We start from the raw sequence: 14,110 nt of genomic DNA, 5'->3' as shown, positions 1-14,110 counted from the left end.
ATGTTTAATATTTTATTTCAATACAGAAAACTCAATACTAGAATCTGTAAACACCGTGTGTGTTTGTGTTTTAAAATCTTTTTCGTCCGCTTTATAAATATTGTCTACATACGTTTGCGGATTTAAATCTATTAAAGGAAACCAGGTACTTTGTACTTGAATTTGTACTTTATGTCCTTTTTTAAACGTGTGAAAAACATCTTGTAGCCTAATATTTACATCAGTCTTTTTATTCGGAATAAAAGGTTCTGGATGCTCGAAACTATTTCTGAATCTACCTCTTAAAACTTCACTTCTAACCATTAAATGATAATTGCTCATTTTTAAATGATTTTGTAGTTTCTTGTTGTTTTCTTCTGCATCCGCAGGATGAACGTCTACCACTTTTACAATCCAATCTGCAGCAGAACCTGTAGTTGCTACTTTTAGTTTTGCTAAAATATCTCCCGCTAAAGTAAAGTCATCTGTTAATATATCCGTTTCAAAAACCAAAACATCAGGTCTTCTTGCAGCAAAACGCTGATCGTCTGTCATGTATTTACGTGGTGTAAAAACCGTTTTAATATCTTCAGAATAAGGAACCGGACGTTTAATATCACTAATAAATTTAATTTCTTCTGTTGTTTTTTTATCCGACGTTAATTCTTGATTTTCAGACAAAAACCAATCTTCTTTAATTACATTTTTAGGAGGCCAAGCATCATAAGATTTCCATTCTTTTTTACCGGTATCAAAAACATAGGCTTCTGGCAATCCAGAGTTTTTATCACCTTTTCCTTTTAAGAAATGATTAAAGAATTTTGTTTCTACATCAGATTGATATTTTAAAGAAATAGAATCTCCAAAATAATAATTACCAACATAATTTTCTACGGTGCTTCTAGCCCATTTTCCATGATCCCAAGGGCCAAAAACTAAGGTGTTATAATTGTTTTTACCGTGTTTTTCTATGCCTTTATAGGTTTCTAAAGGTCCGTATAAATCTTCTGCATCAAACTCTCCTGCAACAACCATTGTTGCAACAGTAGAAGGTACTTTGTCTAAATGCTGAATAATACCTTTGCTTTGCCAGATAGAATCGTAATTAGGATGCTCTACAATCTCTTTCCAGAAAAAATCATCAATTTTATTTTTATCTTTCTCGGTATTTGCGACATCTAATTTATCATACTGAAAATATTCATTCAAGTTCTTTAAAGGACCTTTGTCTAAGAAAAATTGGTATTGATCTTGAGAATCCATTTTAGGAAACGAATACCAAGCCGAATCTGTTGGCGTGTCTTTATAAGTTCCAAATAAAGAAATGGCTCTAAAATAACTCAATAAAAAAGCACCATTATGATGAAAATCATCAAAGAAAAAATCTCCAATTGAAGCTTGTGGAGAAGCTGCTTTTAATGCCGGATGCGCATCTATAGTAGAAACGGTTGCATAATGCCCAGGGTATGAAATTCCCCACGTACCAACATTTCCGTTATTGTTTTCTACGTTTTTTACCAACCAATCAATGGTGTCGTAGGTATCTGAAACTTCATCAGATTCATTTTCTTTTTTATTCGGAATATAAGCACGCATATTATCATAGACGCCTTCACTCATCCAACGACCACGAACATCTTGATATACCACAATATTCAATTCTTTCATTAAATGAATATTTGGCGCAATTTTAGTTTTCATTTTTCCTGCTCCGTAAGGTGCAGAACTATAAGGCGTTCTTTGCATTAAAATAGGATATTTTTTACTTGTATCCTTTGGAGCGTATATGGTTGTGTGGAGTTTTGTGCCATCTCGCATAACAATATCTACTTCCTTTTTTGTGTAATTATCTGCTACAAAAGTGTCCTTTTTTTGTTCTTTTTCTATGGTAGAATTACAAGAATTTAGTAAAAAAAGACTTAAAAATGTTAAGAGTAAAAGTTTCTTCATATAAAGGTAAATTAGTTTTTGCTAAAACTACAAAACAAAAAAGAGTTGGTAAAAAATCTTTTGTTAAAATGATTTTTCTTTTTTTATTAGAAGCTATTTCCTGCTTTACACTATATCTTTTTATGCTGACTTTAGTTCAGCATTCACTCTCTTTTATCAAATAGCATTTCTATAAGCTTAATAATACAGAAACGAGTTCAGCATAAAAAGGATGCCGTTTCAATCAGGGGTAAGAGTTTTTGCCTATTTTTAAACTTTACTAAAAGCCAAAAGATGAAAAAAGTATTTTTGTTGTTATCAGTAATTTTAATAATAAGTTGTCAATCTAAAGAAGTAGAAAAGAGCACTGAAAATGTAAAAGAGATTCAACCTAAAAAAGTATTTCCAAAATTAGAAAAAGACAGATATAATGTTGCTTTTTTAATTATGGACGGAACCTTTAATACAGAACTAACTGCTCCTTTCGATATTTTTCAGCACACCATTTTTAGAGAAAATATTAAGGCAATGAATGTGTTTACTGTTGCAAACACAGACAATCCGATTACTACTTTCGAAGGAATGAGAATTCTGCCAGATTTTAATTATCTAAAAGATTCGTTACCAAAAATTGATATTTTAGTAGTGCCTTCTGCAGAACATCATTTAGATACAGATTTAGAGGATACAGCGATGATTAATTTTGTAAAAAGAGTAGATAAAGACGCTACTTATATAACTTCTCATTGCGATGGCGCTTTTGTTTTAGCAAAAGCAGGTTTGTTAAATGATAAAGTTTCTACTACTTTTCCTTCGGATATTGATAAAATGAGAGCAACTTTTCCTGGTTTAGATATTAGAAAAGAAGTTTTATTTGTACATGATGGAAAATACATTACTTCTGCCGGTGGCGCAAAATCTTTTGAAGCTGCGTTGTATTTATGTGAGTTTTTATACGGAAAAGAAGTAGCAAAATCTTTAGCTGGTGGTTTGGTAATTGATTGGAATGTTGATGAGGTGCCGCATTTAATTGTGGAATAGAGGAGTTGTCTCCTAGAATACAGCGTATTTTTTTTACACAATCATCATTTCAACTTTATGAGAAATCTCGTAAAGTTTAGTTAGCGTTGCGTTATCATTGTTATGAGATTTCTCCAAACGTCGAAATGACAGGTTTGCGAGTTTTTGTGTTTTTCTAAAAAAAAATAGATTTTATTCTTAGTTTTTCTATTTGTAAGCAAACAAGTCTAGCCCTGATTGAACGGTCTGTTTGAGCTCTTTTTTATGCTTTTTCTGCATGAAAAAAGCGAGTAGTGAAAGCAGGAAATAGCTTCAAATTAATCGAAATAAAGACATTCTTAAAATAAGTGTTTTTTCTATTAAAATTCTTGTATTTTTGCAAACTATGCAAGAACCTAAGAGACATCAATTAACAGACTGGTTACCAACTACAAACAAGGAAGTGAAAATTCGTGGTTGGGAAGAATTAGACGTTATTTTATTTAGCGGAGACGCTTATGTAGATCATCCATCATTTGGACCTGCAGTAATCGGTCGTATTTTAGAGAGTTACGGTTTGCGTGTGGCTATTGTGCCGCAACCAAGTGTAAACGATAATTTACAAGATTTTGAAAAACTAGGAAAGCCTCGTTTGTTTTTTGGGGTTACTGGTGGTTGTATGGATCCGATGGTTTCTAATTATACGGCAAGTAAAAAGCGTAGAGATAAAGATGCGTATACACCAAATGGTGATAAAGGGTTTAGACCAGATTATGCTACGTCTGTGTATTCTAAGATTTTAAAAGATAAGTTTCCGGATATTCCTGTCTTAATTGGAGGAATTGAAGCTTCTTTAAGGCGTGTAACACATTATGATTATTGGTCTGATAAGTTGTTACCTGGTATTTTAGAGACGTCTAAAGCAGATATGTTGGTTTATGGAATGGGTGAACAGCCTTTGCGAGAAATTGTAGAATTGATGCAAAAAGGGGTTCCGTTTTCTAGTTTAAAAAACATTAAACAAACGGCTATTTACGTTAATGAAAAGAAAGAGAAATTACCTGTTGTAAATGATTGGGAAGATGTTACTATTAATTCTCATGAGTCTTGTTTAAAGGATAAGAAAACGTTTGCTTCTAATTTTAAAGTGATAGAACAAGAGTCTAATAAGTTAAAAGCACGTAGAGTTTTACAACGAGTAGGAGAGAATACGTTGGTGATTAATCCGCCGTTTCCTACCATGACAGAAAAGGAAATTGATGGTTCTTTCGATTTGCCTTTTACACGTTTACCACACCCAAAATATGACAAACGTGGACCAATACCTGCGTTTGAAATGATAAAATTTTCTATTAACATTCACAGAGGTTGTTTTGGTGGTTGTAGTTTTTGTACAATTTCTGCACATCAAGGAAAATTTATAGCAAGTAGAAGTCAGGAGTCTGTTTTACGAGAAATTGATAAAGTGGCAAATATGCCAGACTTTAAAGGGTATTTATCTGATATTGGTGGACCTTCTGCTAATATGTATCAGATGAAAGGAAAAGTGCAATCTATTTGCGACAAATGTGTGGCACCTAGTTGTATATCGCCCGTAATTTGTTCTAATTTAGATACGTCTCATAAACCTTTAACGGAATTATATCAAGCAGTTGATAAACATCCGAAGATTAAAAAGTCTTTTATTGGAAGTGGAATTAGACATGATATGTTGGTACCAGAATTCAATAAAAATGCAGATCCAAAAGAGTTGGATGCATATACAGAAGAGGTAATGACAAAGCACGTTTCTGGACGATTAAAAGTTGCACCAGAGCATACGTCTGACCCTGTTTTAAAGCTAATGCGTAAACCTTCTTTTAAATATTTTCATATGTTTAAAGAGCGTTTCGATAAAATAAATATTAAGAAGAAATTGAACTTACAATTGATTCCGTATTTTATTTCTAGTCACCCAGCAAGTGAAGTGGAAGACATGGCAAATTTAGCTGCAGAAACCAAAGATATGGGCTTTCAGTTAGAACAAGTGCAAGGTTTTACCCCAACACCAATGACGGTTGCAACGGTTATTTATTATTCAGGATATCACCCGTATACTTTAAAACCAACCAAAACACCTAAGACTAAAAAAGAACGTGAAGATCAACATAAATTTTTCTTTTGGTATAAGAAAGAAAATAAAGATTGGATTAAAAACACGTTGAACAAAGTTGGACGACAAGATTTATTACAGAAATTATTACCTGAAAATAATTCTTGGAAAAAGAACAAAAATGCAAAAGAAACTAAGAATACTTTTGATGATGCAGTGCCTGTTCCTTTTAATAAGCGAAAGAAAAAAGTAAGTAGAGCTCCAAAAAGAAGGAGGTAATATTTATAAAATTATATAACAAAAAAAGGTCTGGTTTATTATAAACCAGACCTTTTTTTTACAAATAAGAATTTTTAAAATTGTTCGTTATGATTTTTTAAAATTCTTTTCTGCTTTTGTAACGTTCTTTTTTAGCTTCACTATTTTATCTAACCATTTTTGGTCGTCATTAGGAGATAAGTCGCCTTTCTTTTTAAGCTTATTGTATTTTTTAATACCACTCTCTAGTTTGTCGTTTGCTTTGCTTAATTTTTTCTGAGCTTTAATTTTACTCTTTAAAGCCTTTTCAGCTTTCTTTAGTTTCTTTTGGGTTGCTTTTTTTTCTTTTTCTGCTTTTTTTGCAGTTTCTATTATGTCTTCATTTATTTTATGAATAGCAAAAATTTCATTTACCTTTTCTGGTTTTAAGGTTTTTGTTACATCTACTTTTGCTAAATAAATTGATTTCCTTTTAACAGTATATGTTGTGTCTTTATAGACTACTTCTTGTGCATAAGAAGTAGCTGCTAAAAAAAGAAATATTAAAACTAATAGGGATTGTGTTTTTTTCATGATTGTATTTTATGTCTGTTACTTATTAGACACGTAAAATTATAAAAAGTAACATAGAATATAAAGATAATGTAAATGTTTGTAAAGGTTTTTCTGATTTTAATGAAAACTAGTTTAAGAAACTTACCTTTTAAAATAAATGCAGTATTTTTACTGTTCAAATAGAGTGAATTACAAAAAATAGTTATAATTGATGAAGAAGAAAGTATTTGTATCAGGTTGTTTTGATATGCTACATAGTGGGCATATTGCATTTTTTAAAGAGGCTTCTACGTATGGAGATTTATATGTAGGTATTGGTTCGGATGCTACTGTGTCTGAATTAAAAGGGCGTCATACTATAAATTCTGAACAAGAAAGAATTTATATGATTAATGCCATTAAATATGTGAAAAATGCTTTTGTGAACTCTGGTTCTGGAATGCTAGATTTTAAAGAAGATCTAGAGGCATTAAAACCAGATTACTTTATTGTAAATGAAGATGGTTTTTCGCCTGCAAAAGAAGAATTATGTAATGAGTTAAATATTGAGTTAAAAAACTTGAAGAGAATTCCGGATGCTGGTCTGCCAGAAAGGTCTACAACTTCTTTAAGAACAGGTGGTATTTGTAGTTTGCCTTACAGAATAGATCTTGGTGGTACGTGGATCGATCAACCTTATGTTTCTAAATTTCATCCAGGTTGGGCAATTACACTTTCTTTAGAACCAATTATTGAGTATAATGAACGTTGTGGAATGTCTACTTCTACTAGAAATGCTGCAAAAAAAATATGGCCTCATTATTTACCATTAGAGAAACCACAAAAATTAGCAGAAATACTTTTTAAGTTTGAAAATACACCAGGTTCTACGATGGTTTCTGGAGCTCAAGATGCAATAGGTATTTGTATGCCAGGTCTTGTTAGACATTATTATAGTGATGGTTATTGGCCAACACAATTTGAATCTGTACATGATGAATCTATTTTAGGTTGGTTAGAAGATCATATTCAGATGGTATTATTATGGCCTAGAGAACAAGGTTTAGATTTATTAGGAGAAACTTATATTACGGAAGAGAATGTAAAGTCTTTAGCAAATGCTTCTGAAGAAGTTTGGGATGCGATTCAAAATAAAGATTTAGAGAAGTTCTCTGAAGCATTTTTAAAGTCATTTGATGCACAAGTAAAAATGTTTCCGGCAATGGTAAATGATAAAATTCTTAAAGAAATAGAAAAATATAAGGAAAAGTCACTTGCTTGGAAACTAGCAGGAGCTGGAGGAGCAGGATATTTAATTTTAGTTTCTGACAAACCTATTGAAGGTGCAATGAAAATTAAAGTAAGAAGAAAAGAAGCTTTATAGTTTTTCTAAAAAAGATAGATTAAAGTTTTTCATCCTTTTGTTAAAGGATGAAAACTTTTTTTTTGCTTTAAAATAGCTGAATTAGAAACTCAACTGTTCTTTAAATAAGTAAGATTGTCTTCTAGAAATTTCTATTTCTTCGCCAGAATTCATTTCTATTTTTAACTTTCCGTTAAACCAAGAAACCACTTTTTTAACGTGGTTAATGTTGATAATCTGTTGTCTGTTAGCTCTAAAAAATACTTCTGTTGGTAGTTTTTCTTCTACTTGTGCTAATGATTTGTAAATTAATGGTTTTTTCTGATCAAAGTAAACCCGCGTGTAATTGCCTACAATTTCAAATAGCGAAATATCTTTTAATTTTACTAACCAACAATTTTCTCCGTCTTTAATAAAAATTTGTTTCTCTAAACTTAAGGCATTCTCATTTTTGTTAATAGTAGCAGTTTCATTTTTACTAATACTTTCAATTACTTTCTCAACACTTGTAGAAAAACGTTTTTGATTAATTGGTTTTAACAGGTAATCAAAAGCATTGTATTCAAAAGATTTAATTGCATATTCATCAAACGCAGTGGTAAAAATTGTAATAGGTACTTCGCTTAACATTTCTAAGAGTTCAAAACCATCTTTTTCAGGCATGTTAATGTCTAAAAAAAGAAGATCGGGCTTTGTGTCATTAATCAACTTAAAAGCATCATCTACATTTTCTGCTTCTCCTATTATTTCTATTTCTTTATGTGCCTTAATTAGTTCTTTTAACTCATTACGAGCCAAACGGGAATCTTCTACAATAACTGCTTTTAACTTTATCATATTAGTGGAATTTTAATAGAGGCAATTACCTGATTTTCTATTTCTACTAATCTAAAATTAGCAGTTTCTCCATAGAGTAGTTTTAACCTCTTTTTAATATTTTTTATTCCTAATTGAGTACCTTTTTTAGTCTTTTGTAAGGTGCCTGAGTTTATAACTTCGATTTGCAAATGATTACTTTCTATAGCAGTCGATAAGGTTATTTTACCTCCTTGTTTTAAATTAGAAATTCCGTGTTTCAATGCATTCTCAATTAACATTTGAATGATCATTGGTGGAATTTGTTTGCTTAAAGAATTTTTATCAATATGAGTTTCGAAGTGTAAGCGATCTTCAAATTGAATTTTAGAAATTTCTATGTAATTTTCTACCATTTCTAATTCATCTTCTAGAGAAATTGAATTTAGAGCGCTTTTTGTAAGAGAATAGCGTAAGGTTTCTGATAAGCTAGTAAGCATATTTCTTGCTTTATCAACATCCTCTAGCATAAGGCCACGTATATTATTTAAGCTATTAAACATAAAATGTGGATTGATTTGTCCTTTTAAAGTGTTTAATTGAGATTCTTTTAAAGTAGCCTTTAATTCTAGCTGTTTTATTTGAACCGTTTTTAATTGATGGTAAATTTTAATGGTTAAAAAAACAAAAAGCCAGATTACAAATAAGGTAGAAAAATAAAAAACATTATATATTTTACCTACAAAATTCATTATGTGAGTTGATTCGTAATTGGTGTACTCTTGAACAAAATCTAACATTGGCCAGATAAATAAAGAGTATAATGCTTGTACAATTGTAAAAATTAGAAGAATCTTCCAAGTAATAGGCTTCCAGTCGCTGTTAAAATTAATTTTTTTATCAATATAAAAAGAAATTAAAAACGTTAGCGTAAAAGCAAGCAGTGCACACGTAATAGTTTCTAGCCAGTAATATAATATCTGTTCAGGAGCCAATATAGTGCCTGAAAGAAACAGTTTTGGACCAGCCAATGTTGCTGTAAATAAAAGGACCCATCCAATGAGGTTGAATAGTATATAAAATCTTTTTAAAGATAAATTCATGTATTGAGTATTCTAATTGTCTAACTTACAAATTAAATCTAATTTTAATTTTTTTATCAATTATTAAATGAATTTATCACAAGAATACTTGAAAAACAAGTTCAATTGTTTTTTCAACTATTTCTATTACTGCTTTTACAATTACAATCATAATTTATTGTTTTTAGAATGGTTTGGTAAATGTAAGTGAGTAAACTGCTTTTTAATTTGATAATATGATAAGCGGTAATTTGAAAGTGAGCAACGGAAATTTCATCTAATCAATAAAATAAAGAATAATAAATATTTCAGGAGGTTGATTGTCAGTATTTTTAAGTGGGTTGTCGCGTTTTAAAATTAAAAATTATTCTCCTTTTTTCTTTCGATGCTTGCCTCTCGGGCCATCTCCTTTATAAAGTACAATTTCTGAATGTAATAATTTTGCAGCCTCTGCGGAATCTTTTACTTTGGAAGTACTACGGGCTATCATTTCCGCTTCAAATTTAGTAAGCACACTTTTTCGTATACCAATCTCTCTCCATTTAGATAGCGGTTTGCAGTTTTTAGTAATGCTTCGTGCAAGTGATAAAGCATCTAACAAAGCTTGGTTTGCTCCTTGTCCTTTAAACGGACTCATAGGGTGAGCTGCATCTCCAATGAGTGTTACTTTAGATTCTTTTTCTAGCAATTTAGTATTCAGTAGGGGCCTGTCGTAAACAGGATAACCTGATATTTGAGCTTCATTGGTCGCAGCAACAATTTGAGGGATTGGACTGTGCCATTGCGTTCTTTTGCACGCTTCTTCTTTAAGAAATTTAGCCCCTTTAATATTAAGTTCTTTTGCTTTTTTTTCTGATAAAGGAAAACTAAGTTGCCACATGATGGTTTCCGAATTGAAAGGCATCATATAGATGCGTTCATTACCATTAGCAGTTTGAAAAACGGTAGCGGAATCTAATAATGGGCTTTCAATTCCGTCTAGATTTTTTAGAGGACAAATACCTAAAATAACAATGCAGTCTAAGTAGCGTAAAGGAGAAATATCGTCACCAATTAACAGTTTTCTTACGGAACTTCTAATTCCGTCTGCACCAACAATTAGATTTGCTTTTTCTGTTTTAACTTTGTCGTTTACTTTAAAGTTGATATCAATATTTCCATCTTTAGACTCTTTATAATTTAATAATTTGTGTCCCCACTTTACGCTATCAGTATTGTTCAACTGCTCTAGTAAAGCCAAACGTAAAGATTGTCTTGCAATGTGAATATTTGTCCGTTTTGGTGATGCTTTTGTTTCTGATCTTCCCCATTTTCTAATTCCCCATTCACCAATAACTTCTCCTGCAGTTGTGTGAACTATGTGCGTAGTAGATGTAATTCCGTCTTTTAAATTTACAATACCTAACCCAGCCATAGCTTTGCTTGCTTGTTGGAGGGTAAGTCCGTAACCTTGAGAGCGTGTATTAAAACTAACATCTCGTTCATAAAGTGTAAAGGGAATTCCGCGATGTAAACATGCAACAGCTAATGCAACGCCTCCAATTCCGCCACCAATAATGGCAATGTGTGGGTAGTTTTCTGTGTCTACAGTTGGCAAGGTGTTAGATTCAATAAGTCCAGTTCCTTTACATTTAGCACATGTGTCTAGTGGTCCTTTAGGTAAAACTGGAGGGGTAATTTCTCCATTTGATTTTTTAAATTGTTCTAATGAATTTTTGTAAATGAGTCGTGTTTTTTTAGGAAGACTTTTCCTTTTTTTTCCTGTTCCTTTACAGTTTTTACAAACTCCCCAATAGACCTCTTTATCTTTCACTTTAGTTATTTTATTCGTTTTCTAAAGACTATTTTTAATTAGTTATATAGCGAGTTTATTTTATATAAATTTAAAAAAGAAACGAAGTTATTTCTTTACGGCAATCATCATATGCGGACTAAAAGGTAATAAATACTCATCATTTTGTGTGAGATTTTGCAATGCTTTTAATGTTTTCGATTTTTTCTTATCTAACATATTTGCAAAATATTCATTGTCTAACCAAATCATACCTTCTACGGCAAACAGGTTTATAAAGTTGAAGTTTTGCTCTAGAAATTCAGCTTTTAACCCAGCTGGTTTGTGATAAAAAGCATCAGCTAATAGAAAAGGAAAGTCTTTTGGTGCATCATGAACACCTGTAGTAAGTTCTTTTTTGCACATATCAAAAAATGAGTTTGCATGAATCATTCCATTCATTAAACCAACAACGGTAGAGGCAGTTGCGTTAATAGCAAAACCTAAAATAATTCCACCTTTTTTTAACACTCTTTTTGCTTCAAGAATAGCTGCAACTCTATCTTCTCTTTTTTGTAAATGATATAAAGGTCCGTGTAAAATTACCAAATCGGCAACATTGTCTTCAAAAGGTAAATTTTTAGCTTCACCTATAGCAACAGAAAAAGGGTTTTTTAATTTTTTGGCTCTTTTTTCAGCCAATTTTATATGTTTTAAAACAGGTTCTATTAAATGAACGGTATGATTATTTTTTGCCAACCATTCAGAATATTTACCGGTTCCGCCACCAACATCAATAATTCTAGATTTTGGATTAGAAATATGTAACTGTATGAGATTTTTAATACGTTCAAATTCAAATATCCCCATACCTTTTTCTAGTCTGGTTTCTTCTGATGCTTTGTTGTAGAAATTGTCTAATTCTTTACTGATAAGAGTTTTATTTTTCACCTTAAATATTTAAAAGATAAAAGTAAATAATTATAAACATTAAATTGTCATTCTAAAGAAAGAATGAGAAGGAATCTAATTAAAAAATAGATTTATCAATCGTTTCTCATTATAAATTGAGAAACGATTGTAAATAAACACAATGCTTCGTTATTGTAGCTTACATTTATTAAATTATTCTTTTAAATGCTTGTTAAAAAAATCGATGGTTCTTTTCCAAGATAAATCAGCTGCTGCTTCATCATATCTGGGGGTTGTATTGTTATGAAAGCCATGGTTTACCTCAGGATAAAAATGTGCTTCGTGTTCAATATTATTTTCTTTTAAAGTTTTTTCAAAAGCGGGCCAACCATCATTAACCCTTTTGTCTAAACCGGCATATTGTAATAGTAAAGGAGCCTTAATTTTTTTAGCATCTTCTGTTTCTGGTTGCCTTCCGTAATATGGAACGGCAGCTGCTAATTCTGGTATTCTAACTGCCATCATATTAGAAATCCAACCTCCAAAGCAGAAACCAACAACTGCTACTTTTCCGTTACAATCTTCATGAGATTTAAGGTAGTTGTAGCCAGCAATAAAGTCTTCTAGCATTTCGCCTTGATCTCTCTTTTTTTGCATATCTCTACCATCATCATCATTACCAGGATATCCTCCCATTGGAGAAAGTGCATCTGGTGCTAAGGTTATAAAATCTTCTAAGGCAGCTCTTCTGCCAACATCTTTTATGTACGGGTTTAATCCTCGGTTTTCGTGGACAACTATAATTCCGGGTAGTTTACCTTTTGGATCTTTAGGAATGGAGAGTAAACCTGTCATTTTTTTTCCACCTTTAGGAGAGGCGTAATTTATGGTTTCAGATTTTAATCTAGGATCGTTAGGTTCTACCAAGATAGCATCTACATAATTAGGAGAAATAAAACTTAATAAAGCTGGTAATGTAATTGCACCAACGGCATATAATGATAGTTTTTTTAGAAATTGCTTCCTGTCTATTTTGTTATGTGCATAGTCGTCATATAAGTCAAATACTTCTTGACTAATGTCTTCTTTTTTAAGTGCTGCCATAGTTGGGGTGTTTTAATTTTGTTATAATTTCAACTAAGATAAATAATAAGATGATGTTTATGGTTAATTTATTTACAAACTTTACAATCTTCTTTTTCCTTAATTTCTCCAACCAAATTACCATCATCATTTAAAACAAAACCGCAACAATCCATAAAGCCTTCTGCAATTAGTTTTCGAGCACGTTGTATTTGAGATTTTGTAGTTGGTAAAGACTGTTTTAATTGATCTGCAACCTCTTGCTGTTTCATCCCTTTTATGTCCGAAAGAAATAACGGGTCTCTATATTTTTTTGGTAAATGATTTAAAATACCTATTAAACAGTCTTTTTCTGTATGTTCTTCTTTTAAAATACTTGTTTCTGCTTCAAAATTGGCAATTTCAAAAGTTTTATTATTGGTTCTCCAATAGTCTAAAATAGAATTTCTAGCAACCGTAAAACACCAAGATTTTAGCTTTTTAATATCTTTTAAGGTGTGTAGTTTTGTGTGAATTTTAATAAAGGTATCCTGCAAAATATCATCTGCAATAGTTGTATCTTTTACCTTGCTGATAATAAATCGTTTTAAATCTTTAGAATATAAAGTCCAAACTTGTTTTGTAGTCATACGGTATTTTTAAGTATAAGATATCATTCCGAAATGAGTAACGATTGAGTGTTCTCTTTATTCCTCAGTTCGAAATGATATTTATTTAACAATTACAATTATTACACGTACAGTTTGTACATGTACAATTTTTACAATCTCCGGTTTTACAACCTTCACAATTACAGTTACAATTTGTATTTTTCATGATATTCTATATTTAATGTTCATCTAATAGACGGGGTATCATTTAAAAAGATGCATTAATTTAAGAAATATTTTTTTAATTCTTTTCTAATAGGAATTATTTTTACAGGAGAAATGTTGGTACCGCCTGTATTACCTATAGGAACCCAAATTAATGTAAACAAAATAGATGCAAAAATTCTTAAGACTTGCCCAATAATTTCTTTATTATTTTTTGTTTTTAAGCCAAATATCAGCATGTAATAATGACTTAAAGTATGTCTGTACAAGTTATTTTGTCCTAAGACATGTGCGTTTTCTAAATGATAAAAAGCTGTTTTATACTGCTTTTTGCATATTGCTACTTTTGCTATATTTAATTGATTCTTGAATTCTGATTTCAATTTTTGATTGCTCATATTTTTCCTAATAGACAAAGCTAGATCTATAAAGATGCAGAAAATCTAAAAAAAATACTGTTATCAATTTCCATTTTGTTCTAATAAAATGTTTGGTTTA

Annotated in this window: 12 protein-coding genes; 3 read left to right on the top strand and 9 right to left on the bottom strand. The window is 31.1% G+C overall.

All coding sequences use genetic code 11. The annotated features are described in order from the left end of the window. Positions 1 to 12 precede the first annotated feature (12 nt). The gene (locus H0I29_RS03235) at positions 13 to 1,929 is read right to left on the bottom strand and encodes a CocE/NonD family hydrolase (RefSeq protein WP_218754414.1); all 1,917 of its coding nucleotides are present in this window, start codon (positions 1,927 to 1,929) and stop codon (positions 13 to 15) included. A 273-nt stretch (positions 1,930 to 2,202) separates the two neighbouring features. On the opposite strand from H0I29_RS03235, the gene H0I29_RS03230 reads away from it, so the two are divergent. Continuing rightward, complete coding sequence (locus tag H0I29_RS03230; protein WP_218754413.1) at positions 2,203 to 2,949, top strand: DJ-1/PfpI family protein; 747 nt, start codon at positions 2,203 to 2,205, stop codon at positions 2,947 to 2,949. Between the two features lie 364 nt (positions 2,950 to 3,313). Beyond that, positions 3,314 to 5,278, top strand: a complete 1,965-nt coding sequence (locus H0I29_RS03225) for a YgiQ family radical SAM protein (protein ID WP_218754412.1) — start codon at positions 3,314 to 3,316, stop codon at positions 5,276 to 5,278. Positions 5,279 to 5,365: 87 nt separating this feature from the next. Here H0I29_RS03225 and H0I29_RS03220 read toward each other — a convergent pair whose 3' ends face one another. After that, complete coding sequence (locus H0I29_RS03220) at positions 5,366 to 5,830, bottom strand: glycine--tRNA ligase subunit alpha (RefSeq protein WP_218754411.1); 465 nt, start codon at positions 5,828 to 5,830, stop codon at positions 5,366 to 5,368. Positions 5,831 to 6,023: 193 nt separating this feature from the next. Here H0I29_RS03220 and H0I29_RS03215 point away from each other — a divergent pair, with 193 nt between their 5' ends. Then, the gene (locus H0I29_RS03215) at positions 6,024 to 7,175 is read left to right on the top strand and encodes an adenylyltransferase/cytidyltransferase family protein (protein WP_218731371.1); all 1,152 of its coding nucleotides are present in this window, start codon (positions 6,024 to 6,026) and stop codon (positions 7,173 to 7,175) included. Positions 7,176 to 7,256: 81 nt separating this feature from the next. On the opposite strand, the gene H0I29_RS03210 is transcribed toward H0I29_RS03215, so the two are convergent. The 7 genes from H0I29_RS03210 to H0I29_RS03180 all read right to left on the bottom strand — a co-directional run bounded on the left by H0I29_RS03210 (position 7,257) and on the right by H0I29_RS03180 (position 13,995). After that, the gene (locus H0I29_RS03210) at positions 7,257 to 7,991 is read right to left on the bottom strand and encodes a LytTR family DNA-binding domain-containing protein (protein WP_218754410.1); all 735 of its coding nucleotides are present in this window, start codon (positions 7,989 to 7,991) and stop codon (positions 7,257 to 7,259) included. Continuing rightward, positions 7,988 to 9,052 carry a sensor histidine kinase gene (locus H0I29_RS03205; RefSeq protein WP_218754409.1) on the bottom strand — a complete coding sequence of 355 codons (1,065 nt, stop codon included), beginning with the start codon at positions 9,050 to 9,052 and terminating at the stop codon, positions 7,988 to 7,990. Before H0I29_RS03205 ends, H0I29_RS03210 begins: the two co-directional genes overlap by 4 nt. 343 nt (positions 9,053 to 9,395) lie before the next feature. Further along, the gene (locus H0I29_RS03200; protein WP_218755185.1) at positions 9,396 to 10,853 is read right to left on the bottom strand and encodes an NAD(P)/FAD-dependent oxidoreductase; all 1,458 of its coding nucleotides are present in this window, start codon (positions 10,851 to 10,853) and stop codon (positions 9,396 to 9,398) included. Positions 10,854 to 10,931: 78 nt separating this feature from the next. Next, the gene (locus H0I29_RS03195) at positions 10,932 to 11,753 is read right to left on the bottom strand and encodes a class I SAM-dependent methyltransferase (protein ID WP_218754408.1); all 822 of its coding nucleotides are present in this window, start codon (positions 11,751 to 11,753) and stop codon (positions 10,932 to 10,934) included. Positions 11,754 to 11,927: 174 nt separating this feature from the next. Next, complete coding sequence (locus H0I29_RS03190) at positions 11,928 to 12,818, bottom strand: dienelactone hydrolase family protein (protein ID WP_218754407.1); 891 nt, start codon at positions 12,816 to 12,818, stop codon at positions 11,928 to 11,930. Positions 12,819 to 12,886: 68 nt separating this feature from the next. Next, positions 12,887 to 13,426, bottom strand: a complete 540-nt coding sequence (locus H0I29_RS03185) for a sigma-70 family RNA polymerase sigma factor (RefSeq protein ID WP_218754406.1) — start codon at positions 13,424 to 13,426, stop codon at positions 12,887 to 12,889. 242 nt (positions 13,427 to 13,668) lie between these two features. Further along, positions 13,669 to 13,995, bottom strand: coding sequence for a DUF3703 domain-containing protein (locus H0I29_RS03180; protein ID WP_254712689.1), 327 nt, complete (start codon positions 13,993 to 13,995; stop codon positions 13,669 to 13,671). Between the last annotated feature and the right edge of the window lie 115 nt (positions 13,996 to 14,110).

Origin of the sequence: Polaribacter sp. R2A056_3_33, assembly GCF_019278485.1 — a bacterium.
Taxonomy (GTDB): domain Bacteria; phylum Bacteroidota; class Bacteroidia; order Flavobacteriales; family Flavobacteriaceae; genus Polaribacter.
The sequence above is the reverse complement of the archived record's forward strand: the minus strand, read 5'-3'. Positions and strand labels throughout refer to the sequence as shown.